Below are 23449 nucleotides of genomic sequence, written 5' to 3'. Positions count from 1 at the left end.
CCCAGTTACTCCACCCCTGAGAATAGGAACTCTTTTGCGTCAAACCCGGATCCGGTATCTGTCGGAACAACCACAACGGTGTACCGCAGCGTCAGCCGCTGGCCCAGATCATCGACCACATCCACGCTCAGAGCATCAACCCCCGCAAAATCTTTCGGGGGCGTGTACACGACTCGCCCAGCACGCAGGGAAACCGAGCCGATTCCGCCATGCAGGGAAGCTTTGGCGAGCGGCATCAGGTTGACACCGGTTGTCTGCCCGACGGGATCAAAGGAAATGCTGTCTGCGTCTCCATCGATGGTCAGCGAGGTGCCAGACCCCTTGGGTTTTTGCTGGACCGTGACCGAATACTCATCGGTGTTTTCACCCGGGCTGAGTAGCCGGAACGTGTACGTACCGGGCGCGATACCCGTCGCGTCAAAGAGGATCGCTTCGTTCGTGAAGCTCAGCTTGCCTCGCTTCGGGTGCACCTGAATGGCGGGTTGGGATCCCTGTTTCACTCCCCTCGGCAGCACAAAAGCCGCCGTTCCGCCCTCGGGAATGGTCGCGGTATGAGTGTCCGATTTGCCCGTGACGATATTCGGAGCGCCACACGGCTGTTCCTCGCACTTTGGAATGGACTTCGCACGCGTCATCACGAGCTGAACGCCCGTTACCGACTCGGCCGGCTCGAGACTAACCGTGCTCGGCGAGCTCTCGTACCAGCCCTCCGCAAGCGCCGCCTTCAAATGAATCGCATACGTACCCGGTTGTAGGCCGTCAAAACGGAAGGTGCCGTCTTGAGCGATGGCACCCGCTGTCACGTCTCCGGACTCGTCTACGAGTTCAAGACCGTCATCCGCCGCGGGCCACGCCTGGGCCGGCCCGCCTTCCGTGTCTGTGCGGTACACCGTGCCCGTGACCATCGCCGATGAAGACTCCAGCAGTGAGGCGGTCCCGTGCCGCACATTGAGCTGTTCGCCACCGTTTCCGACGGCAAAGGAAACGTCGTTGCCGAGTGCCCCCATGTGCTCGATGGTTGGCGCCCGATACGAGATCGTTGCCGCCCCCATGGTTCCCGGCTGCAAAGCTGTTTGGGGTGAGAAACGGAACGCAGTGACCGATGCGGGTATTGCCCCGTCAAGCGGCATCCAGTTGATGCCGGATCTTCCGTCCGCGTTCCCCGTCCGGTCCAGGGCGGTCGCCACGTCCTCCGGGGCATCGGTTGAATAGTCAATTGCTACAGCCGCCGCTGGATCGTCCGGCACAGACGCACCCACCCCCAGCACCCGTGTGGCTGCGGTGCCGAGCCCCGAGGTGCCTCGCCCGTCACCCTCAAACGGCAGAACACTCACAAAAGATCCGCGTTGATAACTCGTTGCCGAAGTGTTGGTCCAGAGCAGCGAGTGAGTCACCGTTTCCAAGGGCCCGATTTCACCCTGCACTCTGGTTGTGTCGACGGTCGAAACGTTGAACGACGCGGCGCCAGAAACTCGCAGCGTAACCTTCTCGGTGCGATCCTGCCCGATCGAAACCATCGTCGCGAACGGATTCTTACCGTTGTTCTCAACAGTCGGGTCACTCGAGCTTGCGACGACGACCGGAACGGTGAGCTGGGCCGGTACCGAGAGGTCTGCGTCAATGACAAGCGGCAACACAATGGCGCCTAGCCGCGTCGAGCGGCCCGGATAGCTGGACCCCTGCGGGGCTCCCGCGGGGGCAGCCACGTCGCCAAGCGGGACCGTAACGATCCCGGGCACAGCGGTGTTGCAGTCTGTCCCGTCGCCACCCGGGGTGAATGTTGCACCCGTTGGCAAGGCCGACACGAGCGGTTTCACGCAGGCGCTCGGCAGGGCAACACGCACTTGAGCGTCACGAAGCGTGGCATTGCCTCCGCTAAGCGGTCCGATCGCCACCGGCGTCACCTTCAACTCCACGATGTCACCGCGCTCGGCCTGTGAACCGGGAAGCTGCGAACCGTTCGTGGGTTTGAGCGCAACAGTCGCACGAATCAACGCATCGGCGGCCTGGACGCTGCCGCCCAAGCCGGTTATCGTCGATCCTGACCCCGCGTAATTCGATTTCGTGAGCGCCATTCCTTCTGCGCCGTACTGCCAGAACCAGGGCATGTGCGCCCCCACGGTCAGCCCTTTGCTCAAGTCGCTGCGCTGCATCGGCAACACAAACCCCACGGTGTTGTGAGGGGCAATAGGGGTGAGGATCCGAAGCCGCACACTAGAAACCGAGTCAAGGCCGCCCGGCAACTCTTGCGGATCCTGCACCCAGTGAGGTGCGCTCGACGAGAAGGCGGCCAGGCTCTTACGCTCGGCATCGTTCGCAAACGCGTAGTCCGTGTACTCAATCTGAGTCTGCTCTGCCGCGAGAGGCTGAGAGGTCTGGATACCCGAGAAGCCGCTAAAGCTCGACACTCCAGAGTTGAGCCTCGCTTGGGGCGCTGCCGTCAAGTGTTGCTGCGCCGGATTCCAACTGAGACTGGCGTAGGCCCCGTTGAGGTCTTCTTCGGCGGTTGCCGCGTTGAAGAGATTCGTCTGCACGTTGTACCGCTGCCCCACGAGCACCGCTTCGGTACCCGTGGTGTTGGGGTCACCATCTGCATAGATGTTGCTGATGCCGTCAGCGCCGGACGTCGTTGAGTAGGTGGATTTTGGTGCGGGTAATGCCGCTCGGGTGAAACGCTTCCCGTAGCAAGAGGCGTCAACCTCTCTCGCGGGAACCGCGGGGCAGGTCACTCCCGGCGCGAATCCCGGTGCGAAACCATCGCCAAAGTTTGACTGGCCCGACATCGATACGGGATCGAAGCCGCGCAGCTGGCCTCCCAGCGTGACCGTTTGCCCGACCGCAATATTGCCCTCGTACGGCACAAACAGTGACAGCTTGTAGCTCGCGATCACCCGAGCGTCTTCAGCAAGCCCGGAAGCGGCGAGCCCACCCGCAAAGCCGTTGGAGGCAGCTCGAAGGAAATCGAGGGGCGAGCCGTCTGCGTTGATCGTCACACTCACGGTCTCCCCCGGAGCTGTCTGCTCGGTGGTCAGGGTCGCGGAATCCGGGGTGCTCACGACGGCACCGCGCGGCACATCTAGCTCGAAGGTGATGGGAGACGCGATGGCCTCGTACCCAAAGAAGTTGGGGTTTGCGGGATCCCGTTCTGCACCGAGGAGAAATGTCAGCTGCGTACTCACACCGCGGACACCGTTGAACTCGGTTCCGGCAGAGAGGGCGCCGTGGCGCACCGAAAGTCCCGTGCGAGGGGCCGCCGAGATGGTGACCGGCGCCGAGGCCTCAATCGCTTGACCGTTTACTGCAAACTGTGGGGCAACCCTCGCTCCGTTGGGGAGTGCTCCCGCAACCGCAGAAACGGGGAATGCCGAGGTCTCGTGCGCTCGTACGGTCCTGTCGCAGCGAAGTGTGAGCCCATCCGCACTGATCGATCCACCGGCCGGTCCGTTACACACCGAGGCCACGATCGAGGCTGGGGTCCACTGCATTCCCGTCGGTAGTGTTGCCGTGAATGTCGCGGTCGATGCGGCCTCACCCGTGTACTTCACCTCCCAGGTAGCGGTGTCTTGCGAACGCAATATTCCGTTCGCTGCCCCCGAATCGAGCCCGGGACCATCTTCCGCGTCAAACGGTGCCGTGCCATCGGATACGAGCGCCACAGTCGGGCCGGAGACGGTGGGTTCTGCCATGGCCGCGTCACCGGCGAGACCGACAGTCATGCCAACCATCGCGACGCAACCGAGCAAACCGAGAGCGGCGTTCGTTACTCTCCGGGTCATTTCGTTTCTTCCCCCGCTTGAACTTCAAAGTCCCTCGCCACGGTCTGCTCGGGCGCCTCAACGCTGAACGAGTAGATACCTGTTCTCGGCGCCATGATGATTTCGTACTTCTGCACTTCCAAGGGATGGCGCACCGTTTCACCGTCAAAGCGAATACCGATGGTGCAGCTGCCTCCCGTCTCATTGCTCGCGATAAATCGGGAGCTCGCCTGTGAGCCGGGCACAAAATGCACGGCGCAGGCGCCCTCAGAACCGACTACCTGGGCAACAAGCGTCTCAGCTTCTCCCCCTGAAGATTGAGCAGCGGTGCCGCTCCCGCCAGATCCGCTCAGGGAGATCGCCACGACAACGGCCGTGACTGCCACCGCGCTTCCCGCGACCCCAGCCAGCAGTTTTGCCCTTAGCGGCCACGCTGTTGCGCTCTTTGCGCCCGCGGTCGTTTGCGCTGCAGCGGCGGCAGGATCTGGAGCACTGGGGATCACTGCCAGGAGAGGGAGCACCGCTACAAATCTTGACGCAACCGCCAGCATGCTCTGTTCCTGCTCCCTGCAGGAATCACAGATCGAGAGATGATCCTGTAACCGCTTCGCCTTCGCTCCGCGCAATGAGTTACGCACCAGCGCCGGCAGCATTGCAAAGAACGGCCTGCACGCCTCGGGAAGCTTTGCGACATCGACGGTCAGCAAAAACGAGAGCCGCATCTCCTCTTTGGCCCGGTAGTACAGCACGGAGAATGCTGCGGGGCTCAGGTCCATGGCGGTGGCCGCTTCCTTGACGCTCACTCCCTGAACAGCACGCAACCAAATAGCTTTGCGGCGACGTTCCGGGAGCGTGAGAAACGCGTCGACGGCGCCCGTGTCTTCAACGGGGAGGTCCTCAGCAAGGTCGGTCACGTAGTCTTCGATGCCACCCGAGAGCACCTCGCGTGCACTTTTTGTGTTCTTTTGAAGTGCGATACTGCGAATGGCCGTCATCCAGTAGTGCCCGAACGAGAACTTCGGTCCTTTACCTCGCCGAATTGCCTCGCAGGTCGCGACAAACGCGTCTTGCACGAGGTCTTCGGATGATCCCGGATCATGCAGGAAGCGGCGGGCATGCGCAAGCACGTAGGGATGGTGGAGCAGGTAGAGCTCGCCTAGGGCAGCACGATCCCCCTCTCGGGCGCGCAGAAGAACCTGCTGTTCTTCTTCAACCGAGAGCTTTCGAACTGTCGTTTTTTCGTTCACGAACATACAACTTTGACGTCACTACTTTGACGCGCACCAAATAACATGCGGCGAGTTCCTCCCCAAGGACGGTCGGTACGAGCGAAGGCTCCTTCGACCGATAATTCTTACCAGTGTAAATTACCGCCCCCGGTGTTCCCTGGGTACGGCAAAGCTCGGCATCCCCCACGAAGAGAGGATGCCGAGCGCGAGTCGAGCTTGTCAGCAACGAGCTACTTGCGGTAGTCGAGCACCAGTCGGTAGATGAACGCGGCCATCGCCTGACGGCTCAGGTCGTCCTTCGGCCAATATTCCTTACCGGTCGCAGTCTTGTTACCGGTGGAAAGCTTCTCGCTATACATCCACGAGATCTCCTTGTAGAACGACATCCCCGGCTTCATGTCAGCCATGGGCGACACCTTCGGTGCCGTGTAGTTCTTCGGAGCCTCAAGACGGTAAATGAACGCCGCCATCGCCTCACGCGACAGGGAATCATGCGGACGGAACGTCGGCTTCCCGCCCGTCTCCCGGTACCCGGTCGACAGCTTCGACTCGTACATCCACGCGATCTCCTTGTAGAAGGAGTCGCCCGGCTTCACATCAGCGAACGGAGACACCTTCGGAGCCTTGTAATTCTTGGGAGCCTCCATCCGGTAAATGAACGCTGCCATCGCCTGACGCTCCAGGTTGTCGGCCGGCTTGTACAGCGGCTTACCGACGGGCTGACGCCAACCGGTGGAGTATTTCATGCACTCCATCCAGTCGATCTCTTTATAGAACTTGTGCGCGAGCGGGGTGTCAGCAAACACCGGAATCGGACGGGGTGCGGAGCACTTGTCAGTACCGCTACCGCCGCCGTTGCCGTTGCCGTTGCCGTTGCCGTTGCCACTATCAGCAGCAACGGTGATCGACCAGGTGCCCACAACGGCGTTCCCCGCCGCATCACTACTCGCCGTAGAGAACTTAAACGTTCCAGCCTTTGTGGGCTTGCCGCTCAGCTTTCCTGTTTTTTTGTCGAGGGTCAACCCTGGTACGGAGCCCGAGGTGATGCTGTGGTTGGTCGCGACAAAGCCGGGGGTTACTGTGAGGTCTGCCGCGTACTGCGCGCCAACCTTGGCTGAAACGGGGTTAGCGTTTGTGTACTTTGCGGGGACCACCGGGTAAGTCGTGACAGCACTGTAGCTTCCCTTAGCCGAGTTGTCACTCACGACGCCCAGCTTCAACTCCGCGGGAGTGGTCGCGCCCAGCTTCCACTGAGCGACGCCCGATGAAAGCGTCGCACCACTCTCAACGTTGACCTTCTCACCCTTGGCGAGAACGTAGGGAGCCAGCGGATTCGCGAGCTTGAACGAGGTCGCATTTTCAGGCACGTAGAGCGTAGGACCCGTGACCGCCTGACTCGAGACATCTGACAGAGGCAGATTCTCGAGCGAGGAGAGATCGGTGATGCGGTTGTTCGAGAGATACAGCGCAGTAAGGTTCTGTAGCCCTGCAAGAGGAGCAACATCACTGATCTGGTTCAGATCAAGCAGGAGGCTCGTCAATGTATTGAGCTGACCAAGCGGCGCAACGTTTTCGATTTGGTTCGCTGACAGCGACAGGTTCTGAATGCTGCTCAAATTCGACAAAGGTGCCACATCTGAGATCTCGTTCTGGTCGAGGAAGGCACTCTCAAGCGAACCAAGCTCACTCAGCGGGGTAAGGTCGCTGATTTTGTTGAGTGAGGCAGTAAGCGTCCTCAGCTTCGTGAGATTGCTGAGGGGCTCGAGAGAGGTAATTTCATCGTTGTAAAACGAGAGATTCTCGAGGTTGGTAAGGTTCGCGATCGGAGTTAGATCTGTCACACCAGTAGAAGAAAACCTGAGTGTCTTCAGAGTTGAGAGACCAGCAATCGGGCTCAAATCACTGACCTGAGATTGGTCCAGGGTAAGGGTTTGGAGCTTCTTAAGACCCGAGATGGGACTCAAATCACTTACCTGATTTTGAGAGATCTGCAGGTTAGAAAGGTTTGGCACATTCTCCAGACCACTGAGGTCTGTAATGCCTCGATTACTAATCGCTAAGTAGGTGACTGCAGCGAGGCGCTTCTCAGTGAAAGGGGTTCCCGCTGGTTTGTTTGTGACTGCGTTAAGTGCATTCTCAAGCGCAACATCGGGGAATGTCACCACATCGTCTGGAGCTGCGGACGCCGCGCTTGCGACTCCCCCAACACCAACAAGCGCGCCGACAAGCGTGGCTGCGGCGACCTGTACAAGCCTGCGCAACATAGGTTTCTGTTTGGTCATGTTTCCTTCTGTACTCGGGTAGCAAAAGGGCAAAGAACTTCAGCTAGCGGCCGAAACTTCGGCGCACAAAACTCAAGGCCCTAGTTGCTAAGAGAAGGCAACAGGCAGAACACAACACACTCGGAAAAGAATTATAAGTCAGCGGTTTGGTAGAGCTCAAGCAGCCCCGCGACACCGCCCTCGGCGAAACGCTGCAATTGCAGTCTCGCCGGTTCACCCTGTGCGCAGCGGCGCTCGATAAACCGCTCGACCCGGTCGAGGTCACCCGCAGCCGCGAGCTGATCCTGCACATGCTCGATGAGCGCCGCAATCGCGTCAGCAGCCCGCACCGCATCACCCGACAGTGGATGCACCAGCCGAGAGCTCAGGCCGTTGCGCGCCGCGAGCCAGTGCGCACCCTTCACGAGGTTGAGGTCGGGATCGTGCCTGGGCGATCCTGACTCAGCCTCTGCAACGCAGCGGTCAACCAAAGCGCGCACAATCACGGCAAAGGCGACGGTGTCGCGCGGATCAAGCTGCGCGTCGGCGGTGCGCAGCTCAACAGTCGGAAAATTCTCGGAGAGCCGGATCGACCAGTTCACGACCCCGGTATCGAGCACGATCCCGCTGCGCATGAACTGCTCGATCATCACATCGTAGTCAGCGCCGGTCTCGAAGTAGGGTGGGTACCCCGCAGTCGGCCACTGCATCATCGTCAGGTACCGCCAACTGGCGAACCCGGTCGGTTCGCCAAGGTGAATAGGCGAGTTCGCAGTGAGTGCAACCAGCAGCGGCGACCAGCGGGCCATGCGCGCCATCACGTCAACGCCGACATCGCGCGAGGGCACCTCAACGTGCACGTGAGTGCCCGTGGAGTAGTAGCGGGAGACGAGCGTTCCGAGATCCTTTTCGATGGCCTTATAGCGAGGCTTTTTGGTCACCGTGCCGTGTTTGTCTCCCCCGACAGGCGGCAAACCAGTGCTCGCCAGCACAACTCCAAGGTTGGTGGCGGCGTGAGCTGCCCCGGCTCGGAAGGCAAGCAGCGTGTCTTCCGCCTCGTTCGCATAGGTGCAAATAGGGGTCGCGGTTTCCAGCTGGCTTTCGAAGTACTCAACCTCGGCGCGCAAGTCGGGTAGCGCCGCAATCATCTGCTGCGCGGCGTCACGGGGCAATCCCGTTTTCGCGTCAAGAAGCAGGTATTCCTCTTCTACGCCAAAATGGCGCGGACCCCCCTGTGTGGAAACCATAAGGCACTCTACCGCACGACTTCCCTACTGCACAGGATTGCGGAGGATCCCGATTCCCTCGATTTCCACCTCGACCACATCACCCGATTCGAGCAGGCCGACCCCGGCCGGTGTGCCGGTAAGGATCACGTCACCCGGCAGCAGGGTGAACGCCTGCGAGGCGTAGGAGACGATCTTCGGGAGGCTGTGGATCAGTTGCGAGGTGCGACCATCTTGGCGAATTTCACCGTTCACCCTTGTGACCACTCGGGCGTCGCTGAGGTCGGGATCCGTCTCGATGATCGGGCCGAGCGGGCAGAAGGTATCGAAGCCCTTGCCCCGGGTCCACTGTCCGTCCTTAATCTGAATATCGCGTGCTGTGACGTCGTTCGAGCAGGTGAAGCCGAAGACGTACTTCAGCGCGTCTTCTTCGCTGACGTCCTTCGCCATCGCACCGATCACGATGGCGAGTTCACCCTCGTGCTCAACACGATCCGACACCGCGGGCCGCACAATGGTGTCTTCCGGGCCGATTACGGAGGTGTTGGGCTTCAGAAAGAGCAGCGGCTCAGCGGGTGGCGCATCAGAGCCGCCGGTGACTCCGCGCATCTCTTCCACGTGATCGAGGTAGTTCTTGCCGACGCAGACAACCTTCGAGCGCGGAATCACGGGAGCAAGCAGCCGCACGGTTTCGAGCGGAAAGCGCCGCCCTGTTGTGTCGTACCCCGAGACCAGTGGATCGGCGACAAGTTCTACTACGTCAATGCCGTTGCCGCTCTCAGCGGCATCGAGGACCCCGTAGGAGATCTCACCATCGACCTGAAACCGTGCAACCTTCATGCTTTACGCCTCCACCATAACTTCGAGCCAACCGTGCTTGTCATCCAATGCGCCGAACTGAATCCCGGTCAGTTCTTCGCGCAGCGAGAGGGTGATCGGGCCGGGTGCCGCCTCGCCAAAATCAATGCTGAAATCGGGTGACTTGAGCTGACCGATTGGAGTGATCACGGCGGCCGTGCCACAGGCGAACGCCTCGGTGATCGAGCCGTCAGCAACACCCGCACGCCATTCGCTTACGGTGAGTGCACGCTCTTCAACGGCGAGGCCACGATCCTTCGCGAGCTGGATCAGGCTCTTGCGTGTGATCCCCGCGAGAATATTGCCGTTCAGCTCGGGTGTGAGCAGCGTTCCATCAGCGCGCACCAAAAACAGGTTCATGCCACCGAGCTCGTCGATCGTGTCGTCGGTCGCGGAGTCCGTGAAGAGCACCTGCTGGCACCCGTTTTCGGCGGCCTCGTTCTGCGGAAGGAGCGATGCGGCATAATTGCCGCCGCACTTGGCGGCGCCCGTTCCGCCGCGACCCGCGCGGGCGTACTCCTGCGACAGCCAGATCGACACCGGTTTCACGCCGCCCTTGAAGTAGGGACCAGCCGGGCTAGCGATCACCATGAAGCGAGCCCGTTCAGCGGCGCGCACCCCGAGGAAGTTCTCATCTGCGATCATGAACGGTCGCAGGTAGAGGCTCTGATCCGCACCGCTCGGCACCCAAGCGGCATCGGCCGCGATGAGCTCGCGCACGGCCTCAACAAAGAGATCGACGGGGATCTCGGGCAGCGCAAGACGGCGGGCCGAATCGTTGAGGCGCTTGGCGTTTTCGTCTGGGCGGAAGGCCACGATCGAGCCGTCAGCGCGACGGTACGCCTTCATGCCCTCGAAGATCTCCTGGCCGTAGTGCAGCACCGAAGAGGCCGGATCCATCGGGATCGGCCCGTACGGCAGAACCTCTGCGTGCTGCCAACCGTCTTGTTTGGTCCACACGATCGAGACCATGTGGTCGGTGAAGTAGTTGCCAAAGCCGGGGTCTGCGAGGATCGCCTCGCGTTCTGCGGCGGGCAGCCGCTGAGCCTCGGTGCGGGTGAACGTGAGTTCGGTCATGATGGTGCCTTTGGTGTTGGGCTCGCGTTAAGAGAGCGAAAGTTAAGCGATTGCCGCGTGTGCCGGTGCCGGGAGCTGCGCGATGACGGAGTCGCCGATCTGCGCGGTGGAGCGAGCGGCGGCCCCGCGTTCGGCGAGGTCTGCGCGCACTGCGTCGCGTACACGGCTGGCCTCAGTGGTGAGGCCAAGATGATCGAGCATGATTGCCGCGGAGAGGATCGCCGCGGTCGGATCCGCCTTCTGCTGCCCTGCGATGTCGGGAGCAGATCCGTGAACGGGTTCGAACATGCTCGGGAACGTGCCGTCGGGATTGATGTTGCCGGAAGCTGCGAGCCCGATGCCGCCACCAATGGCGCCGGCAAGGTCTGTGAGGATGTCACCAAACAGGTTATCAGTCACAATCACGTCGAAGCGCGAGGGGTCTTGCACCATGAAGATGGTGGCGGCGTCGACGTGCATGTAGTCGACGGCAATTTCGGGGTACTCCGCCGCAACAGCCGCAACGACCCGCTGCCAGATCGAACCCGCGTGCACGAGCACGTTGGTCTTGTGCACCCAGGTGAGCTTCTTGCGCGGGCGAGCCTGCGCGGTTTCAAAGGCGTAACGCACGACACGCTCAACACCGTAGGCGGTGTTGACCGAGACCTCCGTGGCAACCTCGTGCGGGGTGCCGGTGCGCAGGGATCCACCATTGCCCGCGTAGGGCCCCTCGGTTCCCTCCCGCACAACCAGGAAGTCAACATTGCCGGGGTTCGCGAGCGTCGAGGTGACACCCGGGAAGAGCGTGCAGGGTCGCACATTGGCGTAGTGATCGAAGTCAAAGCGCAGCTTCAGCAGCAGACCACGCTCGATATTCGCGGCTTTCAGTCGTGGGTCGCCAGGCACACCGCCGACGGCGCCAAAGAGGATCGCGTCGTGCTCGGCGATGGCCGCCTGCTCGACCGCCGGGAGCGTGTCGCCCGTAGCAAGGAAGCGCTCGGCGCCGAGCTTAAATTCGGTGCGCTCCAGCGTGACGTCGCTCTCTGCCAGCACAGCATCGAGCACACGATTCGCCTGCTCAATCACCTCCGGGCCGATACCATCGCCGGGAATTACTGCGAGCTTGATGGTGCGGGTCACTGGCGCTCCTTTGCCTACTGTGTGCTGCGTCTGCTGCGTGGGGCTTACTTTTTGCTTGCAAATTGCTTGCACGCGTCATTCCAGCATACTGCCGCTTTGGCCTCGGATCCTGTCCTTTTCTCACACTAGGCTGGGTCATTAATCACTCAACCGAGGAGGAGTCATGGCTGCAAAAGAACCTGCAATGTCACCATCATCTATCCCCGTCGAGACGGTGCTCGATAAGGCGACGGGCCCCAGACGCGCTGAGGCCGAAGAACTGCTTGAGATGTGCCGCGAACTTACGGGCGAAGAACCCGTTGTGTGGGCCGGGCGCATCATCGGCTTCGGCGAGTACGAGTACACCTACGACACCGGCCACAGCGGCCGCGCTCCGCTTCTCGGATTTGCGCCCGGTGCCGCACGCCACACGGTTTATCTCAGCAATGATTTTGAGGATCACTGGCCTGATCTGATGTCGAAGCTCGGAAAGTACAAGGCCAGCAAGGCGTGCCTCTACCTGACCCGCCTCACCGGTGTGGATCGCGAGGCGCTGCGGCAACTGCTGGAGCGTTCACTCGTGGAGACGCTTGAAGAGTGGGGGCGGAAGTAGGTTACTGATCCAGGATCGCCCGGGCACTCGTCTCTGGTGCAAGGTCGATGCGACGCAGCAACTGCGCATTCAGCGCGACGACGATTGTCGAGAGTGACATCAGCACCGCGCCCACCGACATCGGCAACACAAACCCCCAGGGTGCCAGCACCCCGGCTGCGAGCGGCACCGAAACGAGGTTGTAGCCGGCGGCCCACCACAGGTTCTGCTTCATCTTGCGGTATGCCGCTCGCGACAGCGCAATAACCGAGAGAACCGATCGCGGATCCGAGCTCGCGAGAATCACTCCGGCAGAGGCTATCGCGACGTCTGTTCCCGCACCGATCGCGATCCCCACCTCGGCTTTCGCGAGCGCCGGCGCATCGTTCACCCCGTCGCCCACCATGGCGACCCGCTTGCCCTCACGCTGAAGCTCCTCGACCTTCGCGGACTTATCTTCGGGGCGAACCCCCGCAAACACTCTGTCGATGCGAAGCTCGGCGCCGACTGACTGCGCGACGGCCTCGGCATCCCCCGTGATCATGACAACCTCGATGCCAAGCTTGTGGAGCGCATCGACCGCTTCGCGGGACTCAGGTCGAACCTCATCAGCGAGTTTGAGGCTGCCGACAACAGTGGCGTCTTGGGCCACGTGCAAAATGATTGCCCCCTCTTCGCGCCATTGCGCCGCACGGTCGAGCTCGTGCGCACCGAGTTCTTCGAGCAGCCTCGGGCCGCCCACACGAACCTCGTGGCCGTCCACCATTGCGGTGATACCGACAGCTGGCGTCGCGGTAAAAGCCGAGGCCTTCCCCGGGCGGAGACCCTTCTCGTGTGCGGCACGCACGATCGCCTTCGCGAGCGGGTGCTCGCTCTCAAGTTCTGCGGCGGCAGCAAGCGCGAGCACCTCGTCAGCGTTCAGGTCACCCGCTGTCTGAATACCGGTGATCGTCGGCTCGCCCCGGGTGAGGGTGCCAGTTTTGTCGAACAGGACGACGTTTGCGGTGCGCATACTCTCGAGAGCGAGGCGATCCTTCACCAATACTCCACCGCGCGCCGCGCGCTCAGTGGCGATTGACACCACAAGTGGGATCGCCAGCCCCAGGGCATGAGGACAGGCAATGACCAGTACCGTAATGCTGCGCACCACTGCGGCGTCGACGTTGCCAAGGATCCCCCAGACGGCCGCCGTGACAGCCGCAGCGATCAGCGCGAACCAAAACAGGAGTCCCGCGGCACGATCGGCGATCCGCTGCGCACGAGACGATGAGTTCTGCGCCTCGGAAACGAGACGTTGAATGCCGGCCAGGGCAGTGTCAGCACCGGTCGCTGTGATTTCTATACGCAAGCTTGAATCGGTTGCGACGGTGCCCGAGGTAACGAGGTCCCCAGTCTCTCTGGTGACAGGCCGAGATTCACCCGTAATCATCGATTCATCCATGGCGGCTCTGCCCTCAACGATTTTGCCGTCTGCGGGGACACTGCCGCCGGGTCGCACGAGCACTGTGTCGCCAACGTTCAGTTCGCTGGGCGCAACTTTCACCAGTGAGTCACCCTCAACTCGTTCAGCCTCATCAGGCAGCAGCGCCGCGAGCGAGTCAAGAGCCGAAGTAGTTTGGGCGAGGGAGCGCATTTCTACCCAGTGACCGAGCAGCATGATGACGATCAGAAGGGCCAGCTCCCACCAGAACTCCAGTTCGTGGTGCAGCAATCCGAGCGTTGCGCCCCAAGAGGCAAGCAGCGCAACCGTAATCGCGAGGCCAATCAGCAACATCATGCCGGGTTTGCCAGACCTCACCTCACTGACAGCACCGGAGAGAAACGGGCGGCCGCCCCACACATACATAACGGTGCCCAGAACTGGTGCGACAAATCGCGCCCAAGCGGGAACGTCGTAGCCCAAAATCATTGCGAACATGGGCGAAAACGCCACCACCGGAACCGCGAGAATCAGATTGAGCCAAAACAATCGCCGAAACTGCCCGACATGGTCACCGTGGCCGGAGTGGCCAGAGTGCTCGGAGTGCTCGGAGTGCCCAGAATGTTCCGAGTGCTCCGAATCGCCGGAATGCCCTGCCTCGACCCGATGACCTGATGCGTGATGCACTGTGTGATCTTCTAGATTTGACATAACCCAATTCTATACCCCCTGGGGGTATCCTTTCTAGGCCGATCGACGACCTCTGACAATCAACACTCCCGCGGCCGTCAGCCCGATCCCGATCAGCGCGGCCGAGATGAGAAGCCCCGAGCCCGTTCTAGCCAAAGGACCACTCTGAGACTTCGGACCCTTTGAACCCGTCTCGGTAGATACCACCGTGTTCGTTACCGTGCAGACCGCGTGATCTCCGGCAGCAACGGTCACGCTCGTAGCGGTCGATTTCGTTGCGCCCTCACACTTCCAGTCTGAGGCCTTGTAGCCGCGAGGTCCCGTTTCTGAAAGCTTGTAGGTTCCGGCTTTCACCTCAACCTCGGTCACCGAACGGTCTGCAGAAACCCCCTCAAGACTTTGGGGCCCTGCAGCGTGCAGGGTCCAATCCTGAGGTGTTCTGATTGCCCGACTCGTTCCGTTGTCAACCTTTTTTATGAGCGTGAGTTTCGGCAGAACCGAACGATTGTCGTCTGGTTCCGCGGTGTTGGTTACCGTACAAACCGCGTGATCGCCCTTACCCACTGTCACGCTCGTCGCGGTCGACGATCTTGCGCCCTTACACACCCAGGGAGAGGCAGTGTATCCACGGGGGCCCTCCTCCGACAGCTGGTAGGTCCCCTCGTTCACCGGCACTTCAGACGCCTCATCGGAGCCAGAGGTTCCTGAGACATGATCGAAGCTGCCGACCGCGTGAAGTGTCCAGTCGGTTGGCCCGTACCGCTTTTGGGTCTTACCGTTGTCGACGACCTTAACCAGGGTGAGCTTCGAATCAATCGTCTTCAGCGGCGGGATCGCTGGATCGTTCACGCTGTTCACAAAAATGCAAGTGATGTTATCGCGGGCACCGGGCGTCACCTCCGTGACGTCGATGTACGCTCCACTATCCCCAACATTGCAGCGGAGAGAGCTCAAATGGTAATCGGTCAGCGGCCCCGTTTCGCTCAATTCGTAGGTGGTCCCCGGATTCACCTCGACGGACACTCCCTGGTCGGAGCCAACCACCGTCTGCGCCTTGTCTCCCGCCAGAATGTTCGCTTTTGGTGTCACTACAAGTTTCCACTCCGACGGAGTTCGCTTTCCACCAACCACCTGTTTCACCAGGTTGATTCGCGATCTACAACTCACGGTGTTCGTGATGGTGACGCTGTTGTCCCCCTCTGCGAGAACCATCGTGTGCGGAATCGGCTTGTCCACTTCCGTGCCGTTCTCCACCGTCAATCGGGAGGAATCGAGCGTACACAGAGCCGGCATCTCACCAGCCATCGTTTCGCCGACCACCACGCTGTTTCCCGCGGTCTTTCCTGCCTGCTTCGTCCCCCAGGTAACCGACGTTCCGTCGAGCTGAGGCACCGCACTTAACCCGTATGGCTGCTCTCCATCCGCGTAGCTTTGCCCGTTGACGACCCAGGTTTTCTGGATCGAAATGTTGGTTTCGGGTGGAATAGGGTTCACGCCCCCCGAACAATCAGGGAGGGACCCCAGGAACGGGTAACTGTGGAATTCACCGCCCGCACCGCCAAACCCGGGTTCAGAAACGTGACGAATGCTACCAGCGGTAAAAAATCGCCCGGCGAGACCTGGAACAGAGACCTGAGTCGTGCTCCCCGGGTTACCGATGAGCACACTCCCCTGGAACTGCTGGAAGCCGCGAAGCGCCACCGAAGTTGCATTCGGAAAATTCCAAAGCAGCCGACTTCGCATCTTGTTCCACTGGGAAGAATCATCAACTGAGCCGCCATTCGTGATGATCTGCGGCGAGACACCGGTCATGTTCACGATTACCGTTGCCCCGTCTGGGACTCCCGTGAATTGCACTCCGTTGAGAGGACTGCTGCCTGACTCCGGGATCGATCCCTTCACTTCAAACACCTGCCTCATCGACGCACCGTCACCAGCGAAACGCACGACACCAGCGGCAATCTGAGCCGTGCCCGTGACCGGTTGTGTCGCAAGGCAGAGACTTCGCGCGGTCAGCCCCGGCACAACGCCTCGGTAGGCAGCGGCGGCTTCGGGATCCCTAACCCACGGCGAGTCCACGTTTCCCTGGATGTCACCCGCCTCGGCATACCGAATAACCCCGGGGGAACTCCAGATCGTGTTGCCAGCGGCGAGAGAGAATTTTCCGCCCACCGTCAGGAAGTCAGAACCGCTCGGTGGCTGCACTTGAGACCCTTTACCCACCCGGCCAACGTTGTACCCTCGGTACCCAACCTCTGGCCCCTTGTTCTGGGTAAAATCTCCGAGCGTGACAATCTTGCCTTCCATCTCTGCCGCGGCCCCAGACACCTCAATGTTTCCCCCGGCGAAGATGTTCACCGCCTCATCTCGGTAACCCTGGTCTTCCGAGGCATCCGAGGTCGGTGGAAAATCACCACTTGGGCAAAGCGGTCCTTCGCACGGCCCCGGTAGGAAGTTATCTGGATCTACTGCGCCCGCAGGAGTGATGCCCGGCAGTAGCGCGATCCCCAAACCCGCGACCAGAACCGTAGCGGCGATCCTCCGCCCGATACCGCGATAGCTTTTGCCCCTCATGTGCGTATCCTGTTCATTTCGGGATCGCCCAGCTGAGGCCCGAAAAACGTTCACATCGGCGGTCACCAGCCCGGACCGACCCTCCGATCCATTGCTGATACTCACACTTCAGCAAGCAGAAAGGGCACACCAGGCCAGAATGAGAACGTGGCCTAAATACTGCCTCCAAACTGCATGTTCGGGGTCAACTACGCGGAAAGCTCAGGGTATGTCTGGCGATTCGCGAACACACTCTCGATTTCGAGGAAGTCACGCGCTGCGGACTCGTCATCTCCGAGGTCGCGATAGGCCGATCCGCGCCCCATAAGAATTTCAATCAAGACGGGGTGTCCCTGCAAACGGGATTTCCATTCGAGAGCATCCGTACTCACCGAGATGCAGGTTTCGAGGTCTCCCCTCAGGCGAAATGATTCAGCGGTAATTCTCGCCAGGTTGGCCAGGAAAAACTCGGGGATACGAGGAACAGAATCATAGAGCTCGAGGGTCATGTCACGCGATTCGAGCACTTTTTGCATCGCCTGCTCATGGCGCCCAAGCTTCACAAGCAGCTCAGCTTGAATCATGAGGGAGTGCAGCAGAAGCCCCGGGATCGTTTCTGCCTCACGTTCAATCACACGAACCGCCTCATCGCAGCGCCGCAACCCATCCTCAAACTCCCCCACCTCAAGGTCTGCTTGCGCTCGCAAAAGCAGGTTCTGCACAGTATGTCGAGGATTGCCCAGTTTCAGGGCAGCCTGCTCAGCACCTTCCAGCGCCAGCAATGCCCGAGGCACGTCGCGTCGAAACTTGAGCGAGAACCAGGCAATCTCTTCCTGGAACCGCACCAGTTGCGCCGCATCGCCAGTAGCCTCAGCTGACTCCAGCGCGAGATCCCACAGTTCAAGCCACCCAAGCTCCTGTGGCCACAGCTGAGCAAACCAGTGCAGATAACGCACGAGGGACAAAATGAGTTCATGCTTTCCGGCAGCCTGAGCCCTTTGCAGGGCTACCGGCCAGTTCTCTCCTTCGGCAAATAACCATTCTGTGGCCTCCTCGAAAGACACCAGGGGCCTCACTTCCGAGCTCAGCTCTGGTGCGGGCCGGGCGGAGAGATCCCGAAACCACCAGACCGCCGAGGCAACCCCCGAGATCAGGTACTCGTCGGCTCGTTGCCTCGCAGCCGCCGCATCCGCGTCTGCGTTTATTTGCATGCGCGCGAAAACGTCAACGAACCCGTGCAAGCGGACTCTTCCGCTGCCATCAAATTCAACGATCGACAGCTCACCAAGTTCTTGAACTATCGCCTGAGTTTTCAGCTCGCTCACGCCGGCGAGCACCGCTAACAATTCTGTCGTGGCGAAGTTCCCGTCAGTCAGGCAAAGTCGCCGAAAGACCGTCTGCTGATCCTGACGAAGGCGCTCGTATGAAGCTTCAAACACAGCGAGCAAGCTCCGATCCCCCGCGCTAAAAGCTCCCAGGCTGCGATTTGTGTGAGAGTCAAGCCTCTTGAAAACTCCGCCCGCGGTCAGGCCAGGATTTGAGGCAACCTGATTTCCTGATATCCGAAGCCCGAGGGGTACGTTCTTGCAAAAGTGCGCAAGTTCAAGCGTGTCTTGAGGAGTGCGTTGCTGCTCCGGGATGATGCTCTCAAGCAGCCGCACCGAATCCTCGACCTCGAGAGGCTCCAGCGGCAACCGGAACACTCCGTCAAGGCCCGCTAGTGGGAGCCAGCTTGTGAGAATCATCGCCGATTCCCCGTGCGCCGGAAGCAGGGGTCGAATCTGCGATTCACTTTCGACGTCATCACAAACGATCAAAATGCGTCGGCCGATCAGTGATTCTTGAAACTGTGCAACCACATCGCTGTCGGGGACAGGCTTAGCTGACGGCGTAATCGCCCGCACAAGGTTTCTGGCGGCCTCTTCTGGGTGAATCGGGGCGTTGTTTTCTGAACCCACCATCGGCAAGAAGACCGTCATTTCGAAGTCTTCCTCGGCTGCACGGGCAAGCGCAACGGCAAACGTTGTTGTCCCAAAACCGACCGGGCCGGTGACCGTAATAATTGGCGAACGATTCGATACGAGCATCTGCATCGCTCGCTGAAGTTCGGCGTTCCGCCCGGTGAAATCCGGGACCATGCGCGGAAGCACAAAGGGACCGGTTGCCTGTGCCCGCGGGAGGGATCGCACCCGACTTACCAACGAATACAGCGTCTCAGCGTCCTGAGGCGAAAGGTTAAGCGCGGCGGCGAGAGTGTTGAGCGTGTATCGATGCGGGGTTCGCCGGACGCCGCGCTCGATATCACTTATCGTGCGAAGCGAAACACCGGATTGAGCTGCTAGCGCCTCAAGCGTGAGCCCACTTCGATGGCGAAACCCGCGCAGTAGTGGACCGAGTTCTGCCTCATTCTCAGACTCCATAGCTTCCTCACCATTTAAGACTTGAAATCATGCCTCGCTAGCGAATCTTACTCCCACTTTTATTCTCAGCAAATTACTCAGAAAAACATCATCCATTGATCGCAAATGGAAAGCTTTAAAACCAGGCTTGGGGAGCTTTTCCGGCACACCAGGATCGAGGGGGTCGCTGAGAAATCATACATATCCACGCTTGGAATCCACGGGCAGTTTAGGCAACCTTCGAAAGCTGCCCGAGAGTAGGCATGTTCCTCCTTCGGCCAGCAATCTAGCATCGGAGCAATGCTACTCAGTGTCAATTTCAGGGAGAAACCATGAAAAAAACAACAAAAGCTGCGGTTGCCACCGCTGCGGCCGCGGTTCTGCTCGTCGGCTCTGCGGGCACGCTCGCGTTCTGGAACGACACCGCAAACATCAGCGGCCAGAATGCGATTACCGCCGGTGATCTCAAGCTCACCGCAACCTCTGCACCCACCTGGACGATTCGGCATACGAGTGGCACCGATTCTGAGGTGACTGACATCACCGCGGTCAGGCTAGTACCGGGTGACAAGCTCACGTATTCCATGCCGGCGACCATTACCGCTCAGGGGCAAAATCTCAGGTTCAAGGTGGGGCTCGCGGGCGGATCTATCGCCGCGCCGACCACTCCCACCGCAGCAGACACCGCCCTGGCAGCTCGCCTCACCAGTGCGACCACTTTCACCGTGGTCGGAGCGACCAGCGTTCCCGGAACGACAGACACGTTCGACCACAAAAACAATGGCGCATCGAACTACGTCACGACGATCAAGGCCACTATCACCTGGCCCTTTACCGGGCAGCCAACGGATGACAACGCCGCACGGACCGGGCAGGTGAACCTCGCGAACTTCGCCATTACGGTCACCCAGGAAGACGCCTCGGTCTAGGCTCGCGCAGAGAATCGAGGAGGTGACCAGGGTGTCGCACCAATCACGGTGCAGTCCACGCGGGCAACACGGCTTGCGGATCCGCAATGAGCCGCGTTTTTCCCGCACGCGCACTCTGGCCATCTCTACGCTGTCGACCGGTGTCGCCGCGGCGCTCGCGGTAAGCATGGCGGGCGGCACCTACGCCTGGCTCAACGCAAGAACTACAGCACCGGGGGCCACTCTGCGCTCGGGCAGTTTTGAGCTGTTGATAGACGGCGCCGGCTCCACAGTTCTCGACCCGTTCACTGCATCGCCGCTCTCACCCGCCGCACGACCTTTTTCGGTAACCAACAGCGGCGACACCCCGGCCAAGCTGACCGCGGTCGCGACCACCAATTCGGCGCCAACGCTTCTCGACCACACCACGGCCCGGCTCACCCCGGTCGCTAATAAAGCGAGCTGCGTTGTCGGTTCAACGGCCCCCAATGCGTCACTCAGGGGTTTTGCCACCCCACCCGATTTCTTCACGCTCCCGGCCGCTTCGACCCAGTGGTTCTGTTTCGAACTTGGCATCACGCCGAATCCCCCGGAGACGGCAAGCGGGCAGGAAATCTCGTTCGCCCTCACTATCACTGGAGATCAAGGTGGCAGCTGATCAGCACAAACAACTACAAGGCGGTTCTTGGATCGCCCGCAGCCGCGTGCCCACGATCACCGGTTTCGTCACGCTCCTACTCCTCATCAGTGGCGGCACGGCCTGGGCCTACTGGTCGACCCAGGTGACGGCGAATGCTTCACTGCACACCGAAAGGGTCCGGGTCGTCGAGAAGGGGTTTTCAGATCTTTCAGCCGACTACACCCCCAGCGGCTACAGCCACACTGGATCGTTTACGATCAAAAACACGGGCGACATTGCCGGGCAGTCAGCGGTGAACATCGCCGCAACGGGTGAGCTCGCGGCCGCACTCAAGATCACGATCTGGGAGACGGCGGCCTCGCAGAATTGCACCAACAACGCGCAGGTGCCCGGTGTGGCGTTCACCGGCACTTGGGCCGCGCCGCCCTCCATTGCCCGCTCCATCGCTGCGGGCGAGGAAGCCAGTTATTGTTTGCGATCTTTCGCCTCCGACCCGGCAGACATCGCTTCCCCTAGTGGTGCCCAGTCGTTCACCTCTGAGATGACCGTGACTCTCACGGCGAAGGGATGGCTATCAACCACCCCACCCTCGACGAATCTGCAGCAGACAATAGGCATTTTTCCGCCCACACCAAACTTCTACGACCCGACGCTGTCACGCTGGTTCGAAGTGCATAGCTCGATCAATAGTTTCGTTTGCCTGGGGGCCTCTTGGAATCAGAGCACCCTCTACAACTTGCCACTTCGCTCCTACGCCTGTGCGCACAGGGCAGATCGTCGCTGGGAATTTGTGCCCGTGAATGGCCAGGATCAGTCCTTCGTCACGATTCGCTCCCGCAACGTGCCAAGAGCCCGGGTGTTCGAAGACTATGATGGCTGGCTGAGCCTAAAAACACCGACGGCGGCCATCACCGCCTCCCAGCAGTGGCGGGTGCACGAAGACAAAACAACGGTTCCGTCTACCTTCAAGTTTGTGAACGCGGTCTCCGGGCTCTGCCTCGGTGTCGCCTCGGTCAACACCAACGATGATGTGTACACCGTGTCGTGTGACGCCCCCCAAGCACGGGTCGTCCTCATTAGAGAGCCGCTCACCTTTACCGAAGTACACATTCAAGGGGTGAGTCCGTACCGAATCGGGTTTTCAGACGCGCAACTCCCGGCCACAAGATACCTTGAGCGTTGGACCGGCAGTTCGTGGGAATCGGTCAGCTTCGCAATCAATGGAGACACGTACATTCCCATTCCACTTGCCAAAATTAACGCGTTCCCACCGGGTGAAAGCAGCTACCGGATCATTGATTCTGAGGGGCAAGTGTTGTGGGACAGTATCAAGCTAGTACGCGACGGCAGCACGCTCACCCCCACCGGAGGGTTCGGGTAATGGCGGGCAGCGTTCGATTCCGCGACAGGGTGGAGCGCGGGTTCGGGATCGCAACAGCCCTGGTTGTTGCCTCGTGCATCGTATTGGCCACCCCACCAGCAGCCCTCGCCTCAGTCGACGGACTGATGGTATCCACCGACGGCATCAATTACGCCCCCGGAAGATCGCTGTCCATGTTCGAGGAAACAATGAGGCTGGTGCCCGGTGACCATCTCGGCGACTCCGTGTGGGTGCGAAATGATGCACCTTTTGCGACCCGACTGCGCATTGACGTGACCCAGCCTGACAGCGACTCCCCCGAGCTTGCTGCGGGACTCACACTGACGGTGTCCCAGCAGGGCACGGTTCTGGGCGAGCGGCTGTCATTCGATCACAGTATTGCCAACGGAAGCTGCACGGTGCTCGCAAACGGGATCACACTCGAGCCGGGTGAGGGTAAACGCCTCGACTTTGAGCTCACCATCGCTTCAAGCCTCAGAGAGCGCCAGGCGACCGGTGCCTCCGGACATTTTTCGGTGCGGGGTGTGCTGGAAGAGCGGACAGTCCCCGATACCTCTGTCGCCGGCGGCGCGTGTTTTGAGCCGAAGGGCAGACCCGAGGCTCCAACGCCGCAGCCGCCCGGATCACTTACCCTCACCGGCGCCCAGTCCCTACTTCTGCTGGCGGCGCTGGGCGGAATAGCGGTGTGTGGCGGTGTCTTCGTTGGCTTGCGCTCATGGATACAACGATTGGACGCCTCGGAGGACCCCGGTGAGTGAGGTGCGGGTTCGTCCGCAACGCAGAGGAGTATCCGCATTTCTCAGTGCCCTGGGTACGGGGGTGATGGCCGGGCTCACGGTTCTATTTGTGGGAGTGATCTTTGCCACAGTGGCGATTCCGTTTTTCACTGGCTCGACAGCGCTCACCGTGAAGACCTCTTCGATGGAGCCAGCAGTGCCTCCGGGCACCATGATTGTGGTGCACCCGATCAGGTTCAGCGAAATCGAGCCCGGGATGATCGTGACGTATCAGCTGCGCAGTGGCGAACCCACCCTCATTACTCACCGAGTAACGCAGCAGCAGAAGCTCGCAGACGGCACCGGAGTGCTCATCACGAAGGGCGATGCGAACCCGGCGCCCGACGTGGATCCAATCATCGAAACGCAGGTGCGCGGCACCGTGAGGTACGCGATTCCCTACATTGGCTGGGTGACAACTCTTTTTGCTGGCGAGACTCGCACCGCCATCGTCACGCTTGTCGTCGCCGGTCTGCTGCTATACGCAGCCTGGATGCTGATCTTGAGCGTGCGTGAGCGGCGCAAAATGGGCAGGTAGATCCTGGCCCAGAAGTACACCCCCATACATTCACTCATCTTGAACTAC

16 protein-coding genes are annotated in these 23449 nt (G+C 60.5%); 6 read left to right on the top strand and 10 right to left on the bottom strand.

Annotated elements, in window-relative coordinates:
- Positions 1–5: 5 nt before the first annotated feature.
- The 7 genes from G7068_RS15145 to G7068_RS15115 all read right to left on the bottom strand — a co-directional run bounded on the left by G7068_RS15145 (position 6) and on the right by G7068_RS15115 (position 11525).
- Positions 6–3776 carry a carboxypeptidase-like regulatory domain-containing protein gene (locus tag G7068_RS15145; RefSeq protein ID WP_166292728.1) on the bottom strand — a complete coding sequence of 1257 codons (3771 nt, stop codon included), beginning with the start codon at positions 3774–3776 and terminating at the stop codon, positions 6–8.
- Positions 3773–5002, bottom strand: a complete 1230-nt coding sequence (locus G7068_RS15140) for a sigma-70 family RNA polymerase sigma factor (protein ID WP_166292727.1) — start codon at positions 5000–5002, stop codon at positions 3773–3775. Before G7068_RS15140 ends, G7068_RS15145 begins: the two co-directional genes overlap by 4 nt.
- A 212-nt stretch (positions 5003–5214) precedes the next feature.
- Positions 5215–7266: a leucine-rich repeat domain-containing protein gene (locus G7068_RS15135; protein ID WP_166292726.1), complete on the bottom strand. Its 2052-nt coding sequence runs from the start codon at positions 7264–7266 to the stop codon at positions 5215–5217.
- A 131-nt stretch (positions 7267–7397) separates the two neighbouring features.
- The gene (locus G7068_RS15130) at positions 7398–8492 is read right to left on the bottom strand and encodes a carboxylate-amine ligase (RefSeq protein ID WP_166292725.1); all 1095 of its coding nucleotides are present in this window, start codon (positions 8490–8492) and stop codon (positions 7398–7400) included.
- Positions 8493–8516: 24 nt separating this feature from the next.
- Positions 8517–9311, bottom strand: a complete 795-nt coding sequence (locus tag G7068_RS15125) for a fumarylacetoacetate hydrolase family protein (RefSeq protein ID WP_166292724.1) — start codon at positions 9309–9311, stop codon at positions 8517–8519.
- Positions 9312–9314: 3 nt separating this feature from the next.
- Positions 9315–10406, bottom strand: a complete 1092-nt coding sequence (locus tag G7068_RS15120; protein ID WP_166292723.1) for a branched-chain amino acid aminotransferase — start codon at positions 10404–10406, stop codon at positions 9315–9317.
- Positions 10407–10448: 42 nt separating this feature from the next.
- A complete protein-coding gene (locus G7068_RS15115; protein WP_166292722.1) occupies positions 10449–11525 on the bottom strand; it encodes a 3-isopropylmalate dehydrogenase in 1077 nt (358 codons plus the stop codon).
- 163 nt (positions 11526–11688) lie between these two features.
- Here G7068_RS15115 and G7068_RS15110 point away from each other — a divergent pair, with 163 nt between their 5' ends.
- Positions 11689–12117, top strand: a complete 429-nt coding sequence (locus tag G7068_RS15110; protein ID WP_166292721.1) for a DUF1801 domain-containing protein — start codon at positions 11689–11691, stop codon at positions 12115–12117.
- Between the two features lies 1 nt (position 12118).
- On the opposite strand, the gene G7068_RS15105 is transcribed toward G7068_RS15110, so the two are convergent.
- The 3 genes from G7068_RS15105 to G7068_RS15095 form a co-directional block, all read right to left on the bottom strand.
- A complete protein-coding gene (locus G7068_RS15105) occupies positions 12119–14227 on the bottom strand; it encodes a heavy metal translocating P-type ATPase (RefSeq protein ID WP_166292720.1) in 2109 nt (702 codons plus the stop codon).
- A gap of 33 nt (positions 14228–14260) precedes the next feature.
- Positions 14261–16780, bottom strand: a complete 2520-nt coding sequence (locus G7068_RS15100; RefSeq protein ID WP_166292719.1) for a choice-of-anchor A family protein — start codon at positions 16778–16780, stop codon at positions 14261–14263.
- Positions 16781–16968: 188 nt separating this feature from the next.
- Positions 16969–19179 (bottom strand): helix-turn-helix domain-containing protein, encoded by a 2211-nt coding sequence (locus G7068_RS15095; RefSeq protein ID WP_166292718.1) that lies wholly within the window; start codon positions 19177–19179, stop codon positions 16969–16971.
- A gap of 311 nt (positions 19180–19490) precedes the next feature.
- On the opposite strand from G7068_RS15095, the gene G7068_RS15090 reads away from it, so the two are divergent.
- Genes G7068_RS15090 through G7068_RS15070 form a run of 5 tightly spaced genes read left to right on the top strand, consistent with a single transcriptional unit; the run spans position 19491 to position 23401 of the window.
- Complete coding sequence (locus G7068_RS15090) at positions 19491–20087, top strand: alternate-type signal peptide domain-containing protein (protein WP_166292717.1); 597 nt, start codon at positions 19491–19493, stop codon at positions 20085–20087.
- A 31-nt stretch (positions 20088–20118) separates the two neighbouring features.
- The gene (locus G7068_RS15085) at positions 20119–20724 is read left to right on the top strand and encodes a M73 family metallopeptidase (RefSeq protein ID WP_166292716.1); all 606 of its coding nucleotides are present in this window, start codon (positions 20119–20121) and stop codon (positions 20722–20724) included.
- On the top strand, positions 20714–22087 hold the full coding sequence (locus G7068_RS15080) for an RICIN domain-containing protein (protein WP_166292715.1): 1374 nt from the start codon (positions 20714–20716) through the stop codon (positions 22085–22087). Before G7068_RS15085 ends, G7068_RS15080 begins: the two co-directional genes overlap by 11 nt.
- Positions 22087–22845: a hypothetical protein gene (locus tag G7068_RS15075; protein WP_166292714.1), complete on the top strand. Its 759-nt coding sequence runs from the start codon at positions 22087–22089 to the stop codon at positions 22843–22845. The genes G7068_RS15080 and G7068_RS15075 overlap by 1 nt, the downstream gene beginning before the upstream one ends.
- Complete coding sequence (locus G7068_RS15070; RefSeq protein WP_166292713.1) at positions 22838–23401, top strand: signal peptidase I; 564 nt, start codon at positions 22838–22840, stop codon at positions 23399–23401. The genes G7068_RS15075 and G7068_RS15070 overlap by 8 nt, the downstream gene beginning before the upstream one ends.
- Positions 23402–23449 lie beyond the last annotated feature (48 nt).

This window comes from Leucobacter viscericola (assembly GCF_011299575.1).
In the GTDB taxonomy this organism is placed as follows: domain Bacteria; phylum Actinomycetota; class Actinomycetes; order Actinomycetales; family Microbacteriaceae; genus Leucobacter; species Leucobacter viscericola.
Note: the sequence above shows the minus strand (reverse complement) of the source record. Positions and strands in the feature narration are given on the sequence as shown.